This window comes from Streptomyces sp. SBT349, assembly GCF_001083795.1.
Taxonomy (GTDB): Bacteria; Actinomycetota; Actinomycetes; order Streptomycetales; family Streptomycetaceae; genus Streptomyces.
The window spans coordinates 1-23,241 of sequence record NZ_LAVK01000093.1; the positions used below are offsets into that span (position 1 = coordinate 1).

18 protein-coding genes are annotated in these 23,241 nt (G+C 73.6%); 9 read left to right on the forward strand and 9 right to left on the reverse strand.

The genetic code is table 11. From position 1 onward, the window contains the following. Window positions 1-23: 23 nt before the first annotated feature. From ADY01_RS14090 to ADY01_RS14105, 4 genes are all read right to left on the reverse strand, one after another. Window positions 24-1,643, reverse strand: coding sequence for a prenyltransferase/squalene oxidase repeat-containing protein (locus tag ADY01_RS14090; protein ID WP_049571787.1), 1,620 nt, complete (start codon window positions 1,641-1,643; stop codon window positions 24-26). Window positions 1,644-1,702: 59 nt separating this feature from the next. Continuing rightward, entirely contained in the window at window positions 1,703-2,659 is a 957-nt protein-coding gene (locus tag ADY01_RS14095; protein ID WP_159001198.1) for a terpene synthase family protein, read from the reverse strand. An 88-nt stretch (window positions 2,660-2,747) separates the two neighbouring features. After that, window positions 2,748-3,956 carry a serine hydrolase domain-containing protein gene (locus ADY01_RS14100; protein ID WP_049571793.1) on the reverse strand — a complete coding sequence of 403 codons (1,209 nt, stop codon included), beginning with the start codon at window positions 3,954-3,956 and terminating at the stop codon, window positions 2,748-2,750. A gap of 651 nt (window positions 3,957-4,607) precedes the next feature. Beyond that, window positions 4,608-5,792 (reverse strand): endo-1,4-beta-xylanase, encoded by a 1,185-nt coding sequence (locus tag ADY01_RS14105; protein WP_049571796.1) that lies wholly within the window; start codon window positions 5,790-5,792, stop codon window positions 4,608-4,610. 190 nt (window positions 5,793-5,982) lie between these two features. Between ADY01_RS14105 and ADY01_RS14110 the strand changes: the two genes are divergently transcribed. Beyond that, complete coding sequence (locus tag ADY01_RS14110; protein ID WP_049571797.1) at window positions 5,983-6,879, forward strand: fructosamine kinase family protein; 897 nt, start codon at window positions 5,983-5,985, stop codon at window positions 6,877-6,879. A 61-nt stretch (window positions 6,880-6,940) separates the two neighbouring features. On the opposite strand, the gene ADY01_RS14115 is transcribed toward ADY01_RS14110, so the two are convergent. Next, window positions 6,941-11,083 carry a trypsin-like peptidase domain-containing protein gene (locus tag ADY01_RS14115; protein WP_078900296.1) on the reverse strand — a complete coding sequence of 1,381 codons (4,143 nt, stop codon included), beginning with the start codon at window positions 11,081-11,083 and terminating at the stop codon, window positions 6,941-6,943. A gap of 27 nt (window positions 11,084-11,110) precedes the next feature. Beyond that, window positions 11,111-11,461, reverse strand: a complete 351-nt coding sequence (locus tag ADY01_RS14120; protein ID WP_234320225.1) for a CU044_2847 family protein — start codon at window positions 11,459-11,461, stop codon at window positions 11,111-11,113. Between the two features lie 345 nt (window positions 11,462-11,806). On the opposite strand from ADY01_RS14120, the gene ADY01_RS14125 reads away from it, so the two are divergent. Next, the gene (locus ADY01_RS14125) at window positions 11,807-12,637 is read left to right on the forward strand and encodes a S1 family peptidase (protein ID WP_049571806.1); all 831 of its coding nucleotides are present in this window, start codon (window positions 11,807-11,809) and stop codon (window positions 12,635-12,637) included. A 19-nt stretch (window positions 12,638-12,656) separates the two neighbouring features. On the opposite strand, the gene ADY01_RS14130 is transcribed toward ADY01_RS14125, so the two are convergent. Then, window positions 12,657-13,319 (reverse strand): class I SAM-dependent methyltransferase, encoded by a 663-nt coding sequence (locus tag ADY01_RS14130; protein WP_049571811.1) that lies wholly within the window; start codon window positions 13,317-13,319, stop codon window positions 12,657-12,659. A gap of 172 nt (window positions 13,320-13,491) precedes the next feature. Here ADY01_RS14130 and ADY01_RS14135 point away from each other — a divergent pair, with 172 nt between their 5' ends. The 6 genes from ADY01_RS14135 (at window position 13,492) to ADY01_RS14160 (ending at window position 20,383) form a co-directional block, all read left to right on the forward strand. Further along, on the forward strand, window positions 13,492-14,766 hold the full coding sequence (locus ADY01_RS14135) for a sensor histidine kinase (RefSeq protein WP_078900297.1): 1,275 nt from the start codon (window positions 13,492-13,494) through the stop codon (window positions 14,764-14,766). Then, window positions 14,763-15,422, forward strand: coding sequence for a response regulator transcription factor (locus ADY01_RS14140; RefSeq protein WP_049571818.1), 660 nt, complete (start codon window positions 14,763-14,765; stop codon window positions 15,420-15,422). Before ADY01_RS14135 ends, ADY01_RS14140 begins: the two co-directional genes overlap by 4 nt. A gap of 242 nt (window positions 15,423-15,664) precedes the next feature. Further along, on the forward strand, window positions 15,665-16,267 hold the full coding sequence (locus ADY01_RS14145) for a (2Fe-2S)-binding protein (RefSeq protein WP_049571821.1): 603 nt from the start codon (window positions 15,665-15,667) through the stop codon (window positions 16,265-16,267). Further along, window positions 16,264-17,265, forward strand: coding sequence for an FAD binding domain-containing protein (locus ADY01_RS14150; RefSeq protein WP_049571824.1), 1,002 nt, complete (start codon window positions 16,264-16,266; stop codon window positions 17,263-17,265). The genes ADY01_RS14145 and ADY01_RS14150 overlap by 4 nt, the downstream gene beginning before the upstream one ends. After that, window positions 17,265-19,373 carry a xanthine dehydrogenase family protein molybdopterin-binding subunit gene (locus ADY01_RS14155; protein ID WP_049571828.1) on the forward strand — a complete coding sequence of 703 codons (2,109 nt, stop codon included), beginning with the start codon at window positions 17,265-17,267 and terminating at the stop codon, window positions 19,371-19,373. The genes ADY01_RS14150 and ADY01_RS14155 overlap by 1 nt, the downstream gene beginning before the upstream one ends. Window positions 19,374-19,627: 254 nt before the next feature. Beyond that, window positions 19,628-20,383, forward strand: coding sequence for a hypothetical protein (locus ADY01_RS14160; RefSeq protein WP_049571830.1), 756 nt, complete (start codon window positions 19,628-19,630; stop codon window positions 20,381-20,383). Window positions 20,384-20,398: 15 nt separating this feature from the next. On the opposite strand, the gene ADY01_RS14165 is transcribed toward ADY01_RS14160, so the two are convergent. Then, on the reverse strand, window positions 20,399-21,229 hold the full coding sequence (locus ADY01_RS14165; RefSeq protein ID WP_049571839.1) for a helix-turn-helix transcriptional regulator: 831 nt from the start codon (window positions 21,227-21,229) through the stop codon (window positions 20,399-20,401). Between the two features lie 179 nt (window positions 21,230-21,408). On the opposite strand from ADY01_RS14165, the gene ADY01_RS14170 reads away from it, so the two are divergent. After that, entirely contained in the window at window positions 21,409-22,143 is a 735-nt protein-coding gene (locus ADY01_RS14170; RefSeq protein WP_049571833.1) for an SDR family oxidoreductase, read from the forward strand. A gap of 85 nt (window positions 22,144-22,228) precedes the next feature. Here ADY01_RS14170 and ADY01_RS14175 read toward each other — a convergent pair whose 3' ends face one another. Beyond that, the gene (locus tag ADY01_RS14175; protein ID WP_049571836.1) at window positions 22,229-22,408 is read right to left on the reverse strand and encodes a hypothetical protein; all 180 of its coding nucleotides are present in this window, start codon (window positions 22,406-22,408) and stop codon (window positions 22,229-22,231) included. Window positions 22,409-23,241: the final 833 nt, after the last annotated feature.

Genomic DNA, 23,241 nt, shown 5'->3' on the forward strand with positions numbered 1-23,241 from the left:
GGTTCGGGCGGTGGAGGGCCGGGTCACCGGGGAGCGGCGGGCTCCTCCAGAGCGACGGACCGTGCGGCCCGTATCCGCGCCGGCGGTGCGGGGGCCAGGCGCCGGGTGAGGTGGCCGAGGGCGAGGAGCGCGAAGACGTCGGCGAGTGCCGGGACGCTGAAGCCGAAGGGGCGGGGCCCGATCGAGTCCGGGACGCTGGTGAGGGACCCGTCGGTGCGCTGCTGGGCGAGCAGGTAGTCAACGCCCCGCGCGACGGTGGGAGTCGCCGGGGCCCGCGTGCTGAGGGTGATCAGGGCGTAGGCGGTGCTCAGGGCGTCGCTGGCGTCGCCGTCCTGCTGGCCCCAGCCGCCGTCCGGGTTCTGGGAGGCCCGCACCAATGTGACGGCCCGCCGGATGACGCGTTGCGCGGGGCCTTCGGCGGTGCTCGTGCCGAGGTGGTGGCGGGCGGCGAGGGTGGCCCGGAAGACGGTGTGCAGCCGGCTGCGGCTCCAGTCCGGAGGGAAGGAACCGTCGGGGCGCTGCTGCGAGGCGAGGCAGGCGACCGCCGCACCCAGCGCGGCCCGGTGCACCGGTCCCCGCGTGCTGAGGGCGTTGACGGCGGCGGCGGTCATGCCCGCCTCCGACGGCGCCCCGGCCAGGTAGGTGGGGAACCCGCCATCGTTGCCCCGCAGGCGGTGCAGGGCGCCCAGGGCGCGGTCGATCCGGGCGTGGTGGGTGCCGTGGCCCGCCAGGTGGAGGACTTCGGCGGCGACCGAGGTGCAGTCCACGTCGGCGAGTCGGGCGCCGTCGGTGTAGGACCAGCCGCCGCCGGGATGCTGGATGCGGGCGAGGCGCCGGGCGACGGCGTTCACGGCGGCCGGGGGAGCCGCGGCGGCGTGCAGGGCGACCCCGGCGGTGGCGGTGACCCAGGTGTCCTCGTCACGGATGAACGGCATCCCGCCGTCGGCGCGTTGGTGCTGAAGCGCGGTGCGGATCCCATGGGAGACCAGGCGGTCGTGACGCGGCAGCGGGGCCAGGGCGTGCAACACCGACAGGTGGATGAGGAGGTTGCCCTCCCACACCTCCCCGGCACGCTGGGTGGAACGCAGCAGTTCCAGATCGCGTTCCTCGACGCGGCCGGGGGTGCCGCACGCGTGGGCGAGGATGACCTTGACCGCGGTGACCTGGACGCGCGCCCAGCTGTGCAGGCCGTTCGGGGAGAACGCTTCGGGGGCGGGGAAGCGTGGGGCGGGGGCGGCGCCGAGCAGCAGGAGGACCGCGTGCAGCAAGGCGCGTTTACGGGGGCCGGTGAACTCCGGCGCCCTCGCGACGAACGCGTCCACGTCCAGGTGGTCCCTCACCGCCCGGCCGTCCAGGGCGGCCAGCGCCAGCAGCCGGTCGAGCGGCTCGGACGCGTCGCGGTGCGTGGACAGGCAGGCGGCCAAACGGCTCCGCGCGGCGGGCTCCCGGCCGGTGCGGTCCAGGAGGGCCAGCATCAGGGCGGTCTCCAGGACACGGCTGTCGCACGGGGCGCGCACCGCCCCGTCCGAGCCGACCCGGGCGAGCAGGCGGTCGCGCAGCCGGACGGTGGCGGGAACCAGGCCGGAGGGTAACGCGGTACGGGGCCAGTACGGCAGGCCGCCGGGGGCGGAAGGTATGCGCATGGGGGTCCGTCCTGGACGTGGTCGCTTCCCGGCCGCGTCTGGTGACAGAGGTCCGGCTGTCAAGCGGGCGGCTCCGCCGGCCCAACGGATGTATGCGCCCGGGTGCCGGGGGCGAAACGCCCGGTGGTGGCCAGCCAGCGCAGAGTCGCGGCCATGAACGTCTCCACCAGATCAACGTGGCGGCGCAGGTCCTCGCCACGCTCCCGCAGCAGGCCGGAGCCCGCCCGCAACTCCGCCGCGGTGGTGGCGAGTCCGGAGCGGCGTTCCCTGATCATGGCCGCCACGCGCCCGCGGGCGCGTGCGGGGGAGCAGGCGTACTCCCGGGCCACGACCGCCACCAGGTTGTCCTGGCCCACCGCCGCGTCGTCGGCCCCCGAGGCCAGGTCGTTCACCCAGCCCGCGACATCGGCCACCGCCCACCGCAGGTCCCGCACCCGGGCGTTCACCCCCGGCGCCTCCACCAGGGGGGCGTGGCCGGTGTGTTCCAGCACGTCCAGCATGGGCAGCAGGGTGATCGTGCGACGCCGCAGGCGAACGTACTCCCTCAGCGGCAGCCGGGCCCCGGCGCGACGCAGGGCCACCTCCTCCTCGGACGCGTCCAGGAAGTCGGTGTAATCCGCGGTGAAACGCTCCCGCCACCCGGCGGACATGCCCGAAGCCGTGCGTTCCCACAGCCCCGCCAGCACCAGCGCGTGCGGAGCCGTCGCCGCACCCGACCGTTCGCCGGGCGCGAGCACCCGGCGCAACGACGCGGTGAACCGTTCCAGTTCACCCGGGACGGACCCCAGCCCGCGCCGGTCGATGTGATCGTCCACCCAGCAGATGAACGCCGCCCATTGCGTCGTCAGCGCGACGTCCGCCGCGCGGCCCCCCGGCACGGCGCCACCGGCCAGCACCTCCAACCGCATCGCGGCAAGACGCCGCTCCTCGCGGGGGTCCGTCACCAAGCCCGCCCCCCGCGCCCACGCCATCAGCGCCTCGGACCGCGGGACCGCACCTGATGAGGAGCCAGTCATGCGCACGATCCTGTCAGAGGTGCGGGGTTCGGTCAGTCGAGTGACGGGATCGCGGCAGCGGTAGGGGGTGCCGGACGGCGGCCGGGTCTCACCGCTCGCCGAGGATGCGCGTCGCCTCGTCCGTGATGAGGCGGGCCGGCGATATCTTCTGGCCGTCCCGGGGCAGCGCGTCGACGTTGCTCAGGGAGACGAGCACCCAGTCGTTGTCCGGCTGGAACACGGTGAAGCCGACGGAGACCCCGGGGGAATCGCCGCCGCGTTCCACCGCCCAGCGGTCCCCGGCGACGTAGGTGGAGGCGCCGTAGGTGTAGAACGCCTCGGCTCCCTCCGCCGTGGGCCGGGTCGGCGGCTCCTGCGGCGGCGGACGCAGCAGCGGGGCCTTCGGGGTCAGCACCAGCGACACGGAGGCGGGGTCCAGCAGGTCGCCCGAGCGCAGGGCCTGGCAGAAGCGGTCCAGGTCGCGGCAGCTCGCGAAGGAGCCACCCGCCGGGGTGCCGGTGGAGTCGTGCCGCTCGATCGCGTCGACGGGCTCCTCCGACTCCGTGTCCTGGTGCGTGTAGGGGCGGGCGAACAGCGGATTCGTGCGCCACTCGTGCTTGCTGGAGAAGTCCGCGGTGGTCATGTCCGCGGCCTGGAAGACGTGTTCCCTGATGTACGCGAAGTAGTTCCGCTCGGCGGCCCCGGCCAGGACGGCGCCGAGGGTGACGTAGCCGGAGTTGCTGTAGCGCTGGCCCGCGCCGGGCGCGTAGTCGAGCCGCGTCGCCCGGACGATGTCCAGGATGCCGTTCATCATCTCGTCGTGGGTCTCCCACGTGGGCGCCTGATCCTGGTATTCGGCCGACTGCTGGAAGTTCCCCATGCCCGCGGAGTGGGTGAGCAGGTGGTGCACGGTGACGGTCTCGGCGATCTCCGGGGGGAAACCGTCGGCATACCTGCCGATCGGGTCCTGGAACCGCAGAGCGCCGCGCCGCGCGAGTTGGGCGACGGCGACGGCGGTGAAGAGCTTGGTGCCCGAGCCGAGGTGGAAGATCGTGTCCGGGGCGTTGGCGATCCCCGCGTCCCGGTTGGCCATTCCGTGCGAGCGGGCCAGGACGGTGTCGCCCCGGTGGGTCAGCAGCACGCTGCCGGTGAACGTGCCCTCCTCCGCCAGCTCCGTGAGGTACCGGTCGAGTTCACCTCCCGGGCGGAGCTCACGGGGCACCCGGGCGGCCGGGGCGGAGGCGCCGGCCACGCCCCCGGCCGCCAGGGGGGCCGCTCCGATCAGGCCGAGGACGGATCGTCGGGACGTGGCGTTCATGGGTGGCACCTTTCTGCGGACGGGAGGCCGTGCCGGGTGCCACATCTACCGGCCGCCGCCTCTCTTCGAGCGATGGCCGATCCTTACGCGACCCATAGGCGCGCGGGGCCGGTGGCGGGATCTCTTTCCCGACCTCGCGCACCGGGACTTCTGCGGCTGACCCGGTGACGCGCCCGGCCGAATGGGGCACCGTGTGCGGGATATTCCCCGCTCCGCCGCGGCGGGAATTCCGGCTGCGGCGCACGGCGGATTCGGCGCGAGGTCCGGAGAAACGGGCGCAGAGCGGTCAGGCCGCCAGAGCCCAGGCCCCATCCCTCTCCGGCGGGGGATGGGCCCCGCAGCTGCCGGACTGCTCGCGCGACGACTGCCGACGCTCTCGTTGCTCATGGCGGATGGCATGCAAGGCCAGGATGTATGCGGGCCCGGACGTGATGAGCGCTACGACGATCTCTACGACGGACATCGGCCTCACCCCCCCATTGTGTGTAGCGTCCTCCTTTCACTCTAGGGGTGAGGAATTCCGGCGGGAACCCTCGATGACAGAACTGTGACGAGGCGAAGACCCGGAAGAGCAATAAGAACTCGTTTCCGAATCTCGAAAGTGCGGATCGAATGAACGGGCCGAGACGCGGAGAGAATGGGAGCCGGTCGCTACGGGCGGTCGCGGCGGTGGTGGCCGTCCCCGTTCCACCGCGCCTCACGCAGGGTGGAGAGGAGCGCGTCGTAGGCAGGCTTGCGGACGTAGTCCTCGGTCATCACGGTGGCGGAGCCCTCGCCCTCGAAGAACACCGGCACCCAGGAATACCGGTCGGTGAAGCCCCAGATGGTGAACGAGTCGCAGCCCGGCACGGCCAGACAGGCCGACAGCGCCTGCTCGTAGTAGTCGGCCTGCTGCCGCAGCTGCGCGTGGGTGGGTCGGCCGCTCTCCGGCAGGTCCATCCGCACGTCCAGCTCGGTGATGGCCGTCTCCAGGCCGAGTTCGTCGAACCGGCGCAGGTTCTGCTCAAGGTCGCCCGGGAATCCGTAGCGGGTGCTCAGGTGGGCCTGTGCCGAGAACCCGTGCACGGGCACTCCCTGGGCCATCAGCTCCTGGGCGAGCGCGTGGTAGGCGTCGCTCTTGGCGTTGTCGCTCTCCACGCCGAAGTCGTTGAAGAACAGCCTCGCCTCCGGGTCCGCCTGGTGCGCCCAGCGGAAGGCGTCGGCGACGATGCCCGGCCCGAGTTCGCGGATCCAGATGTTGTCCTGGGTGCGCAACCGGCCCTGGTCGTCGAAGATCTCGTTCGCCACGTCCCACTGCTGGATCCGGCCGGCGTAACGGCCGACGACCGTGGTGATGTGCTCGCGGAGGATGGTGCGCAGCTCGTCGTCGGTGAAGTCGCCCTCTTCCAGCCACGCGGGGTTCTGGCTGTGCCACAGGAGGGTGTGCCCGCGCACCACCTGGCGGTGGCGTTCGGCGAAGTCCACGATGGCGTCCGCCGCCCCGAAGTCGTAGCGGTCCCGTTCGGGGTGGATGAACTCCCACTTCATCTGGTTCTCGGGGGAGACCGAGCTGAACTGGCGGCCCAGGACCCCGCGGTACTCCCGGTCGTAGGTGAACGGGTCCGGGTAGTCCTGCTCCAGGTGGTGCCCGCCGCCCGCGACGGCGGTTCCCACCACGAACCCCTCGGGGGCGGCCCAGCGCAGGCGGTCGAACGGCCGGTGTGAGGGGTGCCAGGAACGGGGGGTCTCCTGGCGGTCCTGGCGGTCGTGGGGATCGGCCGTGGCCGGTGCCGCCGCCAGCGGCAGGGCGAGGGCGGCGGAGGCGAGCGCGATGGCGGCAGAACGGACGGATCTCATCGGTGCTCTCCCAGATGATCGGCTGTCCCGAAAACTTCCGGAAGATTCCCGGAAGTTGAGAGCACGGACGTTAAGGGTTCGGCGTCGGGCCGTCAACGGTTCGCGGCGGACGGGGCGGAGGTTGTGGTGCAGGATCTACGTGACCCGCGAGGCACCCGCGCGGGCCGACGCTGAAAGGAGCGGCGCCCCCGTGACAGACGCGACGTCCTTCCTGCTCCCACGCCTGCACGCGGCCGGCCTGACCGACGTCGTCGCGGTCGAGCCGGTCAGCGGGGGCCTCGCCGCGACCGCGGGGCTCGCGCGCCGCGGCGACGGCACGTCGGTGTTCGTCAAGGCGTTCGTCAGGGCGTTCGGCGAGCCGCCGTCGGACGACGCCTTCGCCGCGGAGGCCGAGGGGCTGACGGTGCTGCGCGAGGCGGGCGGCGTCCCCACGCCCGAGATCATCCTCGCGGACCGCGACCTGCTCGTGCTGTCCGTGCTGCGGCCCCGGCCGGGCACCGGAGCCTTCTGGGAACAGCTCGCGCACGCGCTCGCCCACCTGCACACCACCACGCGCCACCCCCGATTCGGGTGGCACCGGGACAACTGGCTGGGCCGTCGTCGGCAGGTCAACACCTGGGACGACGACGGGTTCGCGTTCTTCGCCCGGCACCGCCTGCTGCGCTGGCTCGGCGAGCGTCGCGTCCGGGAGGCGCTGGACGCCGCGGACCGGGCGGCGCTTGAGCGGCTGTGCGACCGGCTGCCCGAGCTGCTGCCGGCCGGGCCCGCGTGCCTGACGCACGGCGACCTGTGGGCGCTGAACGTCATGGCCACCCCCGACGGGCGGCCCGCGCTGATCGACCCGGCCGTGTCGTACACGTGGGCCGAGGTCGACCTGGCCCACCTGTGGACGACGGCGCCGCCGCCCGAGGCGCACGTGTTCTTCGGGCTGTACGCCGAGCTGACCGGGCTCGACCGCGACTGGCGCGCACGCATGCCGATCCTCCAACTCCGCCAGCACCTGGCCGTGATCGCCCAGTTCGACCCCGACTGGGGCGCCGCCGACCTCGCGCGTGCCACACTCGCCCCGTTCCGGCGGCGGCCCTGAGCTCAGCTGGGCCGCGGACCCGTCTCGACCGGCAGCGGGGTCGCGGCCCGCGTCGTGCGGGTCAGCGAGGGGGGCACGCGGGCCCCTCGTGCGCGCGGTCCGGCAGGTGGTCGGAGCGCTCCTGATCCGTGAGATCGCGGTGGATGGAGGCGCAGATCTCCTCGATGGCCTCCTGGGGGGTGAGGAGGCGGGCGTCCCACCGGCGCGCGGTGCTGTCACCACTGGCGGTGATGAGAGTGGTCCCCTCCTCGTCGAACGCCACCTGCTGCACGAATCCGGCGTGTCCGGTGAGGACGGCGCGCGACTTCTCCGCGTCCACATCCCACAGGCGCGCGGTCCCGTCGTCACTGCCGGAGGCCAGGATCCTGCCGTTCGGGCTGAACGCCACGGCCCCCACCCAGTCGCGGTGACCGGGCAGGGTCACCGGGGACCGGTCGTCTCCGGTGAGATCCCACAGCCGCACCTCGTCGTCCCGGGCGCCGGTGGCCAGGGTCGTGCCGTCCGGGCTGAACGCCAGCGACGCGATGGAGTCGCGGTGGCCTTCGAGGGTGTCCAGGAGCTCACCCGTGTCGACGTCCCACAGCTCGACCGTGGTGCCCACACCGACGGCCAGGGTTTCGCCGTCCGCGCTGAACGCCGCCAGGTCGCCGAACTCGGCGACGCGGTGGGTGAGACGGCCGGGGTGGGTGCGGGTGTCCGCCAGCCAGATGTCGCCAGACTCGAACGCGACGGCGAGGGACGCGCCGTTCGGGCCGAAGGCGAGCGACACCACGGTATCCGCGTCGAACCAGTCCATCGCGGACCCGTCGAGTTCCAGGAGGCCGACGTCGCCGGACGGATCGGCCGTCATCACACCGGAGGGGAAGCATCCGACGGCGAGCGCTTCGCCCTCCGCGCTGAGGGCCAACGACGTGATGGCGCAATCCGGACCGGCCTCGTAGGTGAGGGGGGGTGAACCGTCCAACGAGACCAGCGAGGTGGATCCGAGGTTGTCGCCGGTCGCCACCCGGGTGCCATCCGCGCTGAGGGCCGTCGTGTATCCGGTGGCCAGGGGGTGGATCTCCTCGATGTCCCACAAGCGCACCGAATCGTCGTCGCTGCCGGTGGCGAGGATGGCGCTGTCTTGACTGAACGCCAGCGTGTTGAGCGCGCCGCTGTGGCCGATGAGGGTGCGGTAGAGCGTGCCCTCCGCGCTGTCCCACAGCCGTACCGTGTCGTCCCGGCTGGCGGTGGCGATGGTGCTGCCATCGGGGCTGAACGCCACCGAGGTCACCCTGTCGGTGTGGCCGGACAGCAGGCGCCGGGGCTCCTCCTCCTCGCCCTCCATGTCCCACAGCCGGACGTACCGGTCTTCGCCGCCCGCGGCGAGGGTGGTGCCGTCCCGGCTGAACGCCACGCTGTCCACGTCGACCCCGTCGTCGTCCTCGACGGCCCGGATGAACTCCCCTTCGGCGTCCCACAGATGGACCTCGCCCTCGTCGGTGCTGGTGGCGAGGGGGCCGTCGGGGCTGAACGCCATCGACATGACCGCGCCGTCCAGCGCCGGAGCCCCGTCGCCGAGGGACCGGATGAAGTCCCCTTCGGTGTCCCACAGCCGGACGTCCTGGCCGCCGCCGGCGGCGAGGGTGGCTCCGTCCGGGCTGAACGCCAGGGTGGTCACGCCGAACGGGGCGATCCACGCCTCGGTCCGGACGAGTTCCCCCTCGGTGTGGTCCCACAGCTGGATCTTGCCGTCCTCGCCGCCGGTGGCGAGGGTGGTGCCGTCGGGGCTGAACGCCACCGTGTCGGTCAGGCCCACGTCGGCGATCGTGGTCAGGTGCGTGCCATCGGTCTCCCAGAGGTGGACCGATCCGTCGTCGGCGTTGGTCACCAGCACGTTTCCTCCGCCGAAGGCCAGGGAGACCACGTTCTCCCGGTGCCCGTTGTAGACGTAGCGCAGGGGCGTTCCCGCGGCGGCGTCGAGGCTGGCGGCGGCCTCGGTGGTGGGGGCCGTACGGTACGCCTGGATGGCGAGCAGGGCGGCGAGGTCCTCGTCTATGCCGAGCATGGCCGAGGAACGGGCGGCGAGTTGGCGGGAGACGGAGGTCTGCTGCGCGTCGATGGCGCTCTGCCGGGCCTGGAAGGCGAGGCCCGCCGCGAGGAGGGCGACGACGAGCAGGCCGGCGAGCACGGCCGCGACGGTGCGCGCCCGGCGGACCCCGGCCCGCTGCCGGTGCCGGCTCGCGGCCAGGAACGCGCGGAGCGAGGCGGTCAGGCCCCGGCCCTTCCCCTGGTACTCGATTCCCTGTTCCAGGTCGGTGCCGGTGAGCAGGTCAGCCGGATTCCTGCTGCCTGCCCACTTCCGGTGCTTGTCCTCCGCGTACTCCTGCCAGACCTGGAACTCCCCGTCCTCGGTCACCCACTGGCGCAGGCGGGGCCACTCGCGGATCAGCGTCTCGTGGATGAGCTCCACCACCGCCGCCCCGGCCCCGGGGCCGGATCCACCGGCGCCGTCGACCACGACGATCCGCTGGGTGGTGAGTATCCGCAGCGTCTCATCGAACAGGTGCCGGGGCAGGGCGGGGTCGGTGGCGCGGTCCCGCAGCTCGTCCACGGACCTCCGCTGACGCGTGGGCGGAATCGCCCGAGCGGCATCACCGGGCCGGACCAGAGCGGTGAGGATGCCGGAGGCGACCCGGCGCTGGTCCTCGCGGAGGCCGGCGAAGACGGATTCGCACCAGGCGTTCAGGCTGCCGGTCACCCCCTGGTAGGAGTGGAGCGTGAGGGTCCCGGCGCCCCGCGACCGGCCCTCCCACAACCGGGTCAGGGCCACTTCCAGCAGGGGGAGCACGGCCACCGGAACCGCCCGTGCTCCGGGCCCCTCCGGAGCGGTGTTCAGCAGGTCGCGGATGATCTGCTCGGCGAGTCCCGGCTGGAGGCGAAGGCCGACCGCCTCGGCGGGCTCGGTGATGATGGCCTCCAGCTCCGGGACGCCCAGCGTGCCGGGGATGTTGACGATGCCCCGAATCCGCTGGAGGACGTCGAGGAGGCGCGGCGCGGCGGCGGCCAGCGCGGGATAGAAGTCGTTCCGCATGATCAGGACCACGCTGAGCGGCGCGTGCGAGTCGATCGCCGCCGCGAGCTGATCCAGAACGTCCGGACTCCCGCCGCCCGCGATCGGCGCCCCGGCGTGCTCGGCGAAGAACTCCTCGCACTGATCGATGACCAGCAGCACCCGGTCGTACCGCGGCTGCCCGGCCAGAAGACGTTCCGCCGCTCCCGCGAGACCGAGCGTCCCGGCCCCCGACAGCCCGGCCCTCTCCAGCCCGTCCACCAGGTCCTGCCCCGGTCGGGCGGTGACCGGAAGCCACCGCTCGGCGCCGGGCACCCGGCCCGCGGTGAGCGCGGGCAGCACCCCGGCGTGGACGAGCGAGCTCTTCCCCGACCCCGAAGGACCCAGCAGCAGGACCCCCGGCCCGCTCAACGCGCGCAGCACCCCTTCCACGGGTACGTCACGGCCGTGGAAGAACTCCGCGTGCTGCCGGGCGAACGACTCCAGTCCCCGGTAGGGACAGACGTGCTGCTGAACGGTCAGCTCGGGCCACGACTGGCGCAGCACCTCGACGGGAGTCGCGCACGCGACGTCCTGGCCGCGCAGATGCGCGTCGGGCGCGCGGATCTCGGTGACCATGCCGATCACCAGGCCCAGGTCGACGTCCACCACGGGCCCGCCGCTGTATCCGGTGGTCACCCCGTTGGCCCGGTCCAGGTAGAGCAGCGGCCCGGCCTTGCCGGACCGGTACACGCCGTTGGCCACCCCCCTGACGGGATGGCCCTGCTCCCGGGCCCCGGCCGGGAACCCGAAGACGGACACCCCGTGCCCACGGCACTCGGCCGCGGGGGCGAGTCCCAGGGGGTGGGCGCCCCGGGGTGTCTCGGCCAGCCGCAGGACCGCGACATCCTCCCGGTCGACGGCACGCCAGCCGTCGCGCAGCACCCGCCCCCGGGCGCGCGGCTCGCGCGGCAACTGCGGGAAGACCAGCTCCACCTCGCCACCCGGCCCCTGCCCCGCCGCCTCCACCACGTGCGCACAGGTGAGCACGGTCCCCGGCCCGGCCAGGAATCCCGCGCCGACCACGCGACCGCTCGCGTCCCGGACCTGGACCACGGCCGCCCGTACGGGATCCTCGTCGCCCCTGTACCTCAGTTCAAGCGTTCGTTCCACGCTCGCCGTCCCCCCGGCTCCGTCGTCTCACGCCTGAGCGGCGTCGGCCTCCCCGCCCGCCGTTTCGCCGGGCTCCGTACCGTCCCGCTGCCACAACACCCGGACCTTCAGGTGGAAGGACGCCTGGCTCTTGGTGATGACCACACCCGCCTCGGCCGACAGATCCACCCCGAACTCCACCTCCACCTCGTCGGCCCCGGTCTCCTTCAGCCGGCCCAGCACCGCCCGCGCCGTCGAGCCGACCGGCGCCAGGGCGTCCTGGAGGCTGCGCGGCAGTTCCCGAACGGCGTCGGCGACCCGCCCGGCCTTCACCGGCCCCTCCTCGTCCGGACCCGGATCGGCATCGACCAGGATCGAGCCGCCTCCGTCCAAGGGCAACCGGAGCAATTCCCTTTTCACATACCCTCCCCGACTGGGAAACCATTCCGCACGGCAATTCCCCCGTGACATCCCGGAGCGCGTTCCCCCACGTCCGCGACGGGTCATGACCGCAACGACCCTACCGGTGACACCGCTTCGGGGGGCCCGATCGTCGGTGGTGGTGACCAGTCCTCCGGACGCGCCGACCACCCGCCAGAAAAATCTCACACTGCCAAACCCTCCGCGGCTTCACTAGCGTCGGGCCACAGCAGCTCGCGATGCCTTCCGTCACAACGGCGTTGCCTCTGCGTTGCCCGAGATCGGGCGGCAGCGTCACGATGCATGAACTGAAGAGGGAGCTCCATGTCCATCCGGTTATCCCGCCGCCGCGAAGCGGCGTTCGCCCTGCTCGCCGCCGGCCTGGCGGCCGTGCTCACCCTGCCCGGCAGCGCGAGCGCCGGCACCGCCTCCGGCGGCGGGCCATCCACGCTCGTCGTGGGCGGCGAATCCACGACCACCGCCGCGTACCCGTTCGTGATGCAGCTCGCGGACAGCGCCTCCTCCGTACAGGTGCAGCGGTGCGGCGGCGCTCTCGTCGCACCGACCAAGGTCGTCACCGCCGCCCACTGCGTGGGCGGCTCGTCTCCCGACGGCTTCCTGGTGATAGGCGGGCGCGAGGAGCGCGTGGGCCCCGGTGGCACACACCGTGCGGTGACCGACATCTGGACGCACCCCGACTGGGACGGGGGCCCGCAGGTGCACGACATCGCCGTGCTCACCCTCGCCGAGGAAATGCCGTTCCCGACCGTGCCGTTCGCCGGGCCGAACGACACGCATCTGTACGTCCCCGGCACCCCCGCCCGCATCCTTGGCTGGGGCCTGACGCGGGAGGACGGGCCCGTCTCCGACCACCTGCGGACCGCCGAGGTCCCGATGGTCGCGGACGCGGACTGCGAGGTGTCCTACGCGTCCCACACCCGGCAGGTCCAGACCCCCGGCATGGTCTGCGCCGGCTTGCCCGAAGGCGGCGTGGACGCCTGCTCCCTGGACAGCGGCGGGCCGTTGGTGGTCGACGGCGTGCTGGTCGGCGTCATCTCGTGGGGGCTCGGCTGTGCCCGTCCCGGCTTCCCCGGCGTCTACACCCGAGTGCTGACCTACTCCGCCGAGGTGAGCGCACAGGTCGCCTCTTCCTGACGTCCGAGCCGGCGCCGCCCTACCGCACGGCTGGGAGCGCGGCCGGGGCCCGCTCCGCGCTTTCGGGTCCGGCCGGTCCGGTCGGTCCGTGCACGCGGGGGCGCCGGGCGACGTAGACGAACGCGGGTGGCACGTTCCGCCACACCGTACGGCTGAGCACCACCTCCTCGAACGCCGCCCGCAGCTGCGCCCGTTGCCGCCGGGCCGGCGGGGTCCAGCTCGTCCACGCGTACGTGAACTGCGTGAAGGCGCCCTGCGGCGACAGCACCGACGCGATCGTCGACGCCAGTGCCCGTTCCCCGCCGAAGTACACCGTCCACGGCAGGCCGCTGACGATCAGGTCCGCCGCCGCGATGCCGCGGTCGGCCACGATCCCCGGGAGCTCGTCCGCCCCGCCCGTCACCACCTCGACGCGGGGGAACCGGCCGCGCAGGTGCGCCGTCATCCGGTCGTTCAGCTCCACCGCCACGTGGCGCCCGCGCCCGGCCAGGCGCTCCTGGATGGCGGCGGTGAACGCCCCCGTGCCCGGACCGAGTTCCACGACGACAGGGTCGCCGCGCTCGGGCAGCGCCGCCACCATCCGCGCGGCCAGTACCGCCGAACTCGGGACCACCGAAGCGGTCTTCACCGGATCACGGAGGAACTCCCCGACGAACAGGGCATGTTCCGAACGCACGGCCATCGATCTCCTTGTCGTCTTCCCTGGACAGCGACATGGCCCACCCTCCGCGAAGGGCCCGCCGGGCGCATCGGCGTTCCGGCCGGTACGGGCGGCCACTTGGCGGAGGCGTGCCTCCTCCGGGAGGAGGAGGGCCGCCGCCCGGCCGCGGGTTACTGTCGTGCCCGTGGTGCTGATGACATGGCTGGGGCGGGCGGTCGGCGACCGCTTCGGTCCGGCCCGCCTCCTCCCCCTGCTGGTGGCCGGGCCCGGCTACCTGCTCTATATGCAGGACACCGAGCCGACCGCGGCCGACTGGGCGGTCACGCTCGCGGCCGGCGTGATCTTCCTGGCCGGCGGCGTCCGGCCGCTGGGCGTCGCGATCGCCGAGGCCGCGCTGGTCGTCGCCTCCGCCCCGCTGACCGAGGCGACGCCCGTCACGGCCAAGGTCATCGCGAGCGTCGCCCTGCTCGAACTCGCCGTGCGCCGCCCGCCGCGCACTGCCGTGATCGGCGCCATCGTGCTCGCTCTCGCCTACCTGCTCGTCGTCCCGGACCACGACGACGCCAACGGCGTGCTCGCCACCGGCTACCGGGTGGCCGCCGTCACCGTCGCCCCGCTGCTGCTCGGTGCCTATCTGCGCGCCGCCCGCCAGGCGCTGGCGCAAGCCCGTGCCCGCGCCCGGGAGGCCGAGGAGCGCCGCGAGCTGGCCGCCCAGGGTGCCCGGCTGGCCGAACGCACCGAGCTGTCCCGGGAGTTGCACGACCTGGTGGCGCACCACGTGGCCTCGGTGGCGCTGCGGGTGGGCGTGGCGCGGGCCGTCATCCCGGGGCTCGACCCCAGGGTGAGCGCGGTGCTCGACGATGTGCACAGTTCCGCCACCACCACCCTCACCGACCTGCGGCGCCTGGTCGGGGCCCTGCGTGACCCGGCGGCCGTGCGGGAGGACGCGCGCGGCCCGCTGCTGATGGACCCGGCCGAGCTGCCGGGGGCCGTGGGCACGGTGGTGGACCGCAGCGAGCAGGCCGGGCTCCGCGTCGAGCGCCACATCGCCCCCGGCATCGCCCCGCTGGACGCGGTGCGCGGGCTGGCCGTGCTGCGGGTCGTCCAGGAGGGCCTGACCAACGCCACCAGGTACGCCGGGGCGGGGGCGCGGGCCCGGGTCACCGTGGCGGTGACCGACGGCCACGTGCGTGTCGAGGTCACGGACGAGGGCGGCGCCGCCCCGGGCCCCGCCGCCCCGGCCGCCGGGTCCGGCTACGGGCTGATCGGGCTGCGCGAGCGGATCGACCTGCTCGGCGGCACCCTGACCGCCGGGCCGCGTGGCGAGGACCGCGGCTGGCGGCTGGCCGCCGCCTTCCCGGCCGACCTCGACGCCACGGCGCCCGTGCGCGCCACGGGCCCCGAGGGTGCCACGGGCCCCGAGAGTGCCGCGAGCCCCACGGCCGCGCGCCTGGGCGAGGCCCGATGATCGCGACCCTGCTCGTGGACGACCAGCCGCTGATCCGCGCCGGGCTGCGGATGCTCTGCGAGTCGACCGACGACATCCGCGTCGCCGGCGAGGCCGCCACCGGCGTCGAGGCCGTGCGGCAGGCCGACGCGACCCGCCCCGACGTGGTGCTGATGGACCTGCGGATGCCCGGCTCGGTGGACGGCATCGCCGCCACCCGGCAGATCCTCCAGGCCCGCCCGGCCACCCGGGTCGTGGTGCTGACCACCTTCGACGACGACCACCATCTCTACCCGGCGCTGGCCGCCGGCGCCTGCGGCTTCCTCGCCAAGGACTCGGCCCCGGCCGAGCTGACCGAGGCGGTGCGCCGGGCGGCGGTCGGCGGGAGTCCGTTCAGCTCCGGTGTGCTCCAGCGGCTCGTGGGCCAGGCCACCCGCTCGTGGGCCGAGCGCCGCCCCACGCCCGGAACGGATCCGGTGGCCGGACTGACCGCCCGCGAACGCGAGGTGCTGAGCCGCGTCGCGGCCGGCCTGTCCAACGCCGAGATCGCCCGTCGCATCCACGTCGGCGTCACCACCGTCAAGACCCACGTCGCCAGCCTGATGCGCAAGACGGCCAGCCCGACCCGGGTCCACCTCGCCCTCTACGCCGCCCGCCACGGCCTGGCGGACGGCTAGCGGCCCCCACCGGCCGGCTGGACGGCGTCCCCGCCGCGCGCCGCCGTCCGGCTGTCCCGCACCAGCCTCCACCCGGAACGACCGGCGCCACCTCACGGCCCTGGTCCACCGTTACGCCGCCCGCCGGGTCACGTCGCCTGGGCGGGCCGCGGTGACCGCCGCGCCCTCACCCCACGCCGCCACCCGGGTGAGTCGGCGCCGCGCCCCGTGTGGGCGGAGCCGGTGCGGGGAACCCGCGGGCGATGAACACCGACATCACCGTGCAGGTCGACGGGACACGGCACCGGCTGACCATCGACACGCGCACGACGCTGCTGGACGCCCTGCGCGAACGGCTCGGGGTGACGAGCCCCAAGAAGGGCTGCGACCACGGGCAGTGCGGCGCGTGCACGGTGCTGTCCGGCGGGCGGCGCGTGCTGAGCTGCCTCACCCTCGCGGTCACCCAGGACGGCGCCCGGGTCGTCACCGCCGAGGGGCTCGCCGCCGAGGCCGCCACGGCGGACGTGCGGCACGCCGAAGGACAGCTCGCCCAAGGACAGCACGCCGACGGCGACCTGCATCCGGTGCAGCAAGCCTTCATCGACCGCGACGCGTTCCAGTGCGGCTACTGCACCCCGGGGCAGGTCGTCTCCGCGGCCGGGATGCTCGACGAGTTCGCGCGGGGCTGGCCGAGCGCCGTCACCGGCGGCACGGAGGCGCCGGAGCTCGACCGCGCCGAGGTGGCCGAGCGGATGAGCGGCAACCTGTGCCGCTGCGCGGCCTACGTCAACATCGTCCCCGCCGTGCAGCAGGCCGCCGCGGCGTCCACCGCCCGGCGGGCGGCCGGTACGGAGGTCGGCGAGTGAAGCCGTTCGACTACCGGAGCCCTCCCGACGCGGCGGCCGCCGTGCGCGGCGTCGCCGGGGACCCGACCGCGGTGTTCCTCGGCGGCGGTACGAACCTGGTGGACCACCTCAAGCTGGGCGTCGTCGAACCCGGCCTGGTCGTCGGCGTCACCGATCTGCTGCCGGCCGAGGTCGAGGAGCTCGGCGGCGGCGCCCTCAGGATCGGCGCGGGCGTCAGCAACAGCGAACTCGCTGCGGACCCGCGGGTGCGCGCGTGGTTCCCCGTGCTGTCCCAGGCGCTGCTGTCGGGCGCGTCGGGGCAGCTGCGCAACATGGCCACCACCGGCGGCAACCCGCTGCAACGGACCCGCTGCGTCTACTTCCAGGACGTCACGACGCCGTGCAACAAGCGGGAGCCGGGCTCGGGTTGCTCCGCCATCGGTGGCTGGACCCGCAACCACGCGATCCTCGGTGCCTCCGAGCACTGCATCGCGGTCCACCCGTCCGACATGGCCGTGGCGATGGCCGCGCTCGACGCGCGGGTGCGGGTGCTCGGCCCGGGCGGCGAGCGCGAGATCCCCTTCGTCGCACTGCACCGGCTGCCCGCCGACACCCCGGAGCGCGACACGGTGCTGGAGCACGGTGAGCTGATCACCGCGATCGACCTGCCGGCCCAGCCCCTCGCCCGCCGGTCGGCCTACCGGAAGGTCCGCGACCGTGCCTCGTACGCGTTCGCCCTGGTCAGCGTGGCCGCCGCGCTCGACGTCCAGGACGGCGTGATCGTGGACGCGCGCGTCGCGTTCGGCGGCGTGGCGCACGCGCCGTGGCGCGCCCACCGGGCCGAGGACGCGCTGCGGGGCGCACCGGCGTCGGAACGGAGCTACCGCGCCGCCGCGGACGCCGAACTCGCCGACGCCCGGCCGGCCGAGGGGCTGGACGGTGGCAACGCGTTCAAGATCCCCCTGCTGCGCCGCACCCTCGCCGCCACCCTGCGCGACCTGGCCCGAGAGGATGCCTGATGACCTTCCTGAGCGAACCGGACGCCATCGGCCGCGACCTGCCACGCCGGGACGGGGCCGCCAAGGTCCTGGGCACCGCCGCCTACGCCTACGAGGCCCCGCTGGAGAACGCCGCCTACCTGCACCTCGTCCAGGCCACGATCGCGCGGGGGCGGGTCGGTGAGCTGGACGCCACCGCCGCCGAAGCGCTTGACGGCGTGGTCGCGGTGCTCACCCCCGGCACCGCGGAGCGCCTGGCCTCCACCGAGGACAGGGAGCTGGCGGCCCTCCAGGACGAGGAGGTCGCCTTCCGGGGCCAGGTCGTCGCCGCGGTCGTCGCCGAGAGCTCGGAGGCGGCCCGGCACGCCGCCGAGCTCGTCCGGGTGACCTACGCGCGGGCGGCGCACGACGCCGAACTGCGGGCCGATCGCGACGACCTGTACGCGCCGGAGCAGGTGAACCCGGACTTCCCCACCGACACCGCCGAGGGCGACGTCGACGCCGCCATGGCGGGCGCGGAGGTGACCGTCGACCGGACGTACACCACCGCGATGTACCACAACAACCCGATGGAGCCGCACGCCACCGTGGCCCTCTGGGACCCGGCGGGGGACGGCTTCCTCACCCTGTGGGAGTCCACGCAGGGCGTCCACTCGACGCGTGCCGTCCTGGCGTCCGTGTTCGGCCTCGACGTGGCACGGGTCCGGGTCGTCTGCCCGTACGTCGGGGGAGGCTTCGGGTCCAAGGGGCAGCCGCACGTCAACGTGGTGCTCGCCGCCCTGGCCGCGCGCGCGGTCCCCGGCCGCCCCGTGCGGCTGGCCCTGACCCGCCAGCAGATGTTCTCCCTCGCCGGCTACCGCACCCCGACGATCCAGCGGTGCCGCCTCGGCGCCGACCGCGGCGGCAGGCTGTCCGCTCTGGCGATCGACGTGGTCGAACAGACGTCGCGGATCAAGGAGTTCGCCGAGCAGACGGGCGTGCCCGCCCGGATGATGTACGCCTCGCCGAACCGGCGGACCACGCACCGGCTCGCCGCCCTCGACGTCCCGGTGCCGTCCTGGATGCGCGCCCCCGGCGAGTGTCCGGGCATGTTCGGCCCCGAGGTGGCGATGGACGAGCTGGCCGAGCGCCTCGGCATGGACCCGGTCGACCTGCGGGTCCGCAACGAGCCCGACGTCGAACCCGGCTCGGGCAAGCCGTTCTCCAGCCGGAACCTCGTCGGCTGCCTGCGGGAGGGCGCGGCCCGGTTCGGCTGGCCGGAGCGCGACCCGCGCTCCGGCGTGCGCCGGAGCGGGGACTGGCTGGTCGGCACGGGGGTCGCGGCCTCCACCTACCCGGTGCACCGGCTGCCGAATTCGACGGCGACGATCCGGCGGGAGGGGGACCGCTACGTCGTCGAGATCGGCGCGGCCGACCTCGGCACCGGCACGTGGACCACGCTGCCGCAGATCGCCGCGGACGCGCTCGGCGTGCCGGTCTCCCGGGTGGAGGCGCGGATCGGCGACACCGACTACCCGATGGCGTCGGTGGCCGGCGGCTCCTCGGGCATGACGACGTGGGGCTCGGCCGTGGTCGAGGCCGCGCGCGCCTTCCGCGACCGGTACGGGAGCGAGCCGCCGGAGGGGGCCGAGGCGTCCGGCACCGTCGGGCCGCCCGACGGCCGCTACGCGATGCACGCCTTCGGCGCGCAGTTCGCCGAGGCGCACGTGCACGCGGACACGGGCGAGGTACGGGTGCCGCGCCTGCTCGGCGTGTTCGCCGCGGGCCGGATCATCAACCCGCGCACGGCGCGGTCCCAGTTCGTCGGCGGGATGACGATGGGGCTGTCCATGGCGCTGCACGAGAACAGCGTGCTCGACCCCCGCACCGGCCATGTGGTGAACCACGACTTCGCCGAGTACCACATCACGGCCAACGCGGACGTCGGCGAGATCGAGGCGCACTGGCTCGCCGAGCACGACCCCCATGTCAACGCCATGGGCTCCAAGGGCATCGGGGAGATCGGCATCGTCGGCACGGCCGCCGCGGTGTCGAACGCGGTGTGGCACGCCTGCGGGGTCCGCGTCCGGGACCTGCCGATCACGCTGGACAAGCTGCTCCCCGCGCTGGAGGAGCGGCCCGAACGCTGACCACCAGCACCCCGGGCCATCACCGCCGCCAGGCGCGTTGGGCGCGTGCGACGGTCTCCAGCGTGGTCTTGAAGAGGCGGTAGGTGTCGTCGCCGAGGTGGTGGCGGTGCCGTTGTTCGATGTCGGCGAGGATGGCGCGGGCCGCCGGACGCGATGGCCACGCCCCGCAAGGGCTCGCGGCGGCCGGGGCCGGGGCGTTGCCGCGGGCGCAATAATCAGGTGCCCGAGCCTGCCGACATGCCTACGGTCCGAGCATGGATCTGCGCATCGTGACGCTCGCCGAGCGGCCCACCCTGAAGTCCTCCTTCGCGAACGCGGAGACCGAGCCATGGCCCGCTTTCATGGATGAGGACCCCATGGCCACGCTCTATTACAGCGACGTCAGGACCGCGCACCCGGAATACGGGCTGATCGCCTATGACGCCGCCGCCCCGGACCAGGCGGTCGCCCGCGCGTTCTGCGTACCGTTCGCCTGGGACGGCGACCCGGCGCTCGGCGAACTCCCCGCCGACGGGTGGGACGGGGTGATCTGGCGCTCGGCGCGCGATCGCCAGATCGGCCGCGAGCCGAACATGGTCTCGGCGCTGGAGATCACCATTCCCACGGATCTCCAGGGCACCGGCCTGTCCGGCACGATGCTGGCGGCGATGCGGGACAACGCGGCCCGCCTGGGGTTCGAGCATCTGGTCGCCCCGGTACGGCCGAACCGCAAGCATCTGGTCCCGGACATGCCGATCGAGGAGTACGCGCGGCTGGTCCGCGAGGACGGTCTGCCGCAGGATCCGTGGCTGCGCGTCCACGTCCGGGCCGGCGGCCGGATCGTCGGCACCTGCAAACGCGCGATGGTCATCCCCGGCACGCTGGAGGAGTGGCGTTCCTGGACCGGCCTGCCGTTCGACGAGACGGGACCGGTCGTGGTGCCCGGCGCGCTCGTGCCGGTCCACTGCGACGTCGAGCACGGCGTCGCAGTCTACGTCGAACCGGGGGTGTGGGTGTACCACCGGCTGTGAGCCGGCCCGGTCCGGTCAGCCGGAGCCCTGGCGTGTGGCGTTGAGGCTGCCGAGCAGGGAGAGCGCCTGGGAGCTGGGGCTTCCTGGTTCCGCGTGGTAGATCACGAGCTGCTGGCCTGGCGCTCCGCGTACGTCGAAGGACTGATAGGTCAGCGACAGGGATCCGACGTCGGGGTGGACGAGTTCCTTGGTGTCGTAGGTCTTCCCGTAGACGGTGTGCGAGGACCAGAGCGCGGTGAACTCCTCGCTCGTCGCGGTGAGGGAGCTCACCAGCTCCCGCAGGCGTGGGTAGTGCGGTTCGAGGCCGGTGGCCTGGCGCAGGCCGGAGACGACCGCCTCGGCCGCACGGTGCCACTGCGCGTAGAAGCCGCGGCCCGCGGGGTCGAGGAAGGTCATGCGGGCGAGGTTGTCCGCTCTCGCGAACGGGGAGAAGAGCGCGCCGGCCAGCCCGTTGGCGGCCAGGAGGTCCAGCGCCGGGTTGAGGACGAACGCCGGGGTGTCCGGGTACCCGTCCAGCAACCGGACCAGCGCCGGGCCGACCGTCTCCCTCGGCTGTGCCCGGCGACCACCCGGCACGGTGTCCGCCAGCCGGTACAGGTGATCACGTGCCTCGTGGTCCATGCGCAGGGCGCCGCTGATCGCGTCGAGGACCTGAGCCGAGGGGCCGCGCTCGCGGCCCTGTTCCAGGCGGGCGTAGTAGTCGGCGTTCATGCCTGCCAGGACGGCGACCTCCTCGCGCCGCAGCCCTGCCACCCGGCGTCGACCGTAGGAGGCCAGGCCCACGTCGCCGGGCCGCAGCCGTGCGCGGTGTGCGCGAAGGAAGTCCCCGAGATCGTTGCCGGTCACCACATCAGGCTAGCGGCCGGTCCGGCCGTTGTGCCTGGGTGCGCCGTACCCCGGCACAACCTGTCCTGGCCGGTCCCTCCGCCGCTGCCCAGACTCGTGCCGACGGCCGCCACGACGAGGCCCGCGGCACGCGTCGCGGCGCTGGTACCGGCCGTCATCCCGACCATGGAGGAGCAGACATGACGCGCACCACCAGGACCGTGGCCGTCACCGGCGCGAGCAGCGGCATCGGGGAGGCGACCGCACGTCGGCTGGCGGCGGACGGGCACCGGGTCCTTCTCGGCGCGCGCCGTACCGACCGGCTGGAGCGGCTGGTCGCGGAGATCACCGAGGAGGGCGGCACCGCGGCGTTTCGAGAGCTGGATGTCACCGACGTGGCCGGCATGCACGCGTTCATCGACGCGGCGGTCGGCACGTACGGCCGGATCGACGCCCTGGTGAACAACGCGGGCGTGATGCCCCTCTCCCCGCTGGCGGCGCTCAGGACCGATGAGTGGAACCGCATGATCGACGTGAACGTGCGGGGGGTCCTGCACGGCATCGCCGCGGCCCTGCCCGTGATGCGCGCGCAGGGCGGCGGGCACATCCTGAACGTCGCCTCCGTGGGCGCCTACGAGGTCGCGCCCACCGCCGCCGTCTACTGCGCCACCAAGTTCGCCGTCCGCGCGATCTCCGAAGGACTGCGCCAGGAATCCGCCGGGGACATCCGGGTCACCCTCGTCTCTCCCGGCGTGACCGAGTCCGAACTCGCCGACTCGATCTCCGACCCGGAGGCCAGGGAGGCGATGAAGAGCTACCGCGCCGTGGCACTGCCCGCCTCGGCCATCGCGGAGGCCATCGCCTACGCCATCTCCCAGCCCGCGGAGGTCGACGTGAACGAGATCATCGTCCGCCCCACCGCGAGCGCCCAGTGACCCACCCCGGGGGAAACGCCACTGCGAGCGTGCCGCGGCGCGAACCACTCCGAAGTGCGCCGCCCCGCATCAGGACCGCACGCCGCTAGCGCGAACGGCGTGGCGCTCGGCGGTGGGTGGTGCGGGGGTCGATGTGGCGGGCGGCCCAGAGGACGGTGCCGGGCAGCAGGGTGAGGTGTTCACCGGTGGTGCAGGTGATCAGCGTGCCCCGGCCGGTGTGGGTGGTGACGATGTCCCGAACGGTGAACGGGCGGGCGCCGATCATGAGTTGGTCGCAGCTTCGGCGCTAAGGGTGGTCTCTGACCTGCGGTTTTGCGGCGTCTGGAACCGTTGCTCGATCGTGACCTGAGGTGTCGTGCTGCGGGCGGCCGGAGAGGCTTTGGGCGGGAGCTGCGTTGGGGCGAGAGATCGGGGGCCCGTACGCTCGCCAGCGGATCGGGCCCCCTGGCCTGATCGCGTTTTGCCCGATGGGGCCCCCGATCTTCGAGGCTCGCCCCAACGTGGCTGCGTAAAGCCTCGGAGGTCGCCAGCCCCGACCACTCGGCATTGACAGGGCGCCTGTTGAGCGGGCCGTGGTCGTGTCAGCGCAGGATCGTGCATCCGGCGGCGAACAGCAGCGGGCCGAAGATCATCGCGCACCCGCAGGCGAGCAGCAGGCGCGCGAGCATGTCTCCCCCTTCACGTGGCTGTCTGTTGGGGCGGGGGAGAGATCGGCGGGAGTGGCCTGCTGCTTCGTGCGCCGCCTGCGGTCCGGTTGGCGTGGGTGCTGTGGTCGGTGCATGCGGCCGTCGTGGTCACTGCCGCCGGGGATGGGTGGCCAGAAGAGGAAGAGCGGGTAGATCGTCGGCTCCGGTTCGGTCGGATTGGGTTGGTGGAGGAGGCCCGGTGCGACGTCCGGGGCGCGGTCCTCATGACCAGGTGTGGGAGCAGTGGGTGCACATCCAGCCGTTCGTGGTCTGCGTCCCGGTGAGGCGCTGGCAGCTCGGGCACTGCATGAGGGCTCGCTTTCTCGTCGTGGTGGTGGCTGGCCGCCCGCCCCGGGGGGCGCGCTTGGGCGCCAAATCGCCCCCGGCGGGGGGCGGCGATTTGGCGCCCAAG

Bases quoted from the DNA above. Each gene is read 5' to 3' on its own strand.
- ADY01_RS14135 (WP_078900297.1), top strand. From the start codon at position 13,492: ATGACATGGCTGGGGCGGGCGGTCGGCGACCGCTTCGGTCCGGCCCGC.
- ADY01_RS14140 (WP_049571818.1), top strand. From the start codon at position 14,763: ATGATCGCGACCCTGCTCGTGGACGACCAGCCGCTGATCCGCGCCGGG.
- ADY01_RS14090 (WP_049571787.1), bottom strand. From the start codon at position 1,643: ATGCGCATACCTTCCGCCCCCGGCGGCCTGCCGTACTGGCCCCGTACC.
- ADY01_RS14105 (WP_049571796.1), bottom strand. From the start codon at position 5,792: ATGAGATCCGTCCGTTCTGCCGCCATCGCGCTCGCCTCCGCCGCCCTC.
- ADY01_RS14170 (WP_049571833.1), top strand. From the start codon at position 21,409: ATGACGCGCACCACCAGGACCGTGGCCGTCACCGGCGCGAGCAGCGGC.
- ADY01_RS14100 (WP_049571793.1), bottom strand. From the start codon at position 3,956: ATGAACGCCACGTCCCGACGATCCGTCCTCGGCCTGATCGGAGCGGCC.
- ADY01_RS14130 (WP_049571811.1), bottom strand. From the start codon at position 13,319: ATGGCCGTGCGTTCGGAACATGCCCTGTTCGTCGGGGAGTTCCTCCGT.
- ADY01_RS14095 (WP_159001198.1), bottom strand. From the start codon at position 2,659: ATGACTGGCTCCTCATCAGGTGCGGTCCCGCGGTCCGAGGCGCTGATG.
- ADY01_RS14145 (WP_049571821.1), top strand. From the start codon at position 15,665: ATGAACACCGACATCACCGTGCAGGTCGACGGGACACGGCACCGGCTG.
- ADY01_RS14160 (WP_049571830.1), top strand. From the start codon at position 19,628: ATGGATCTGCGCATCGTGACGCTCGCCGAGCGGCCCACCCTGAAGTCC.
- ADY01_RS14125 (WP_049571806.1), top strand. From the start codon at position 11,807: ATGTCCATCCGGTTATCCCGCCGCCGCGAAGCGGCGTTCGCCCTGCTC.
- ADY01_RS14175 (WP_049571836.1), bottom strand. From the start codon at position 22,408: ATGATCGGCGCCCGCCCGTTCACCGTTCGGGACATCGTCACCACCCAC.
- ADY01_RS14155 (WP_049571828.1), top strand. From the start codon at position 17,265: ATGACCTTCCTGAGCGAACCGGACGCCATCGGCCGCGACCTGCCACGC.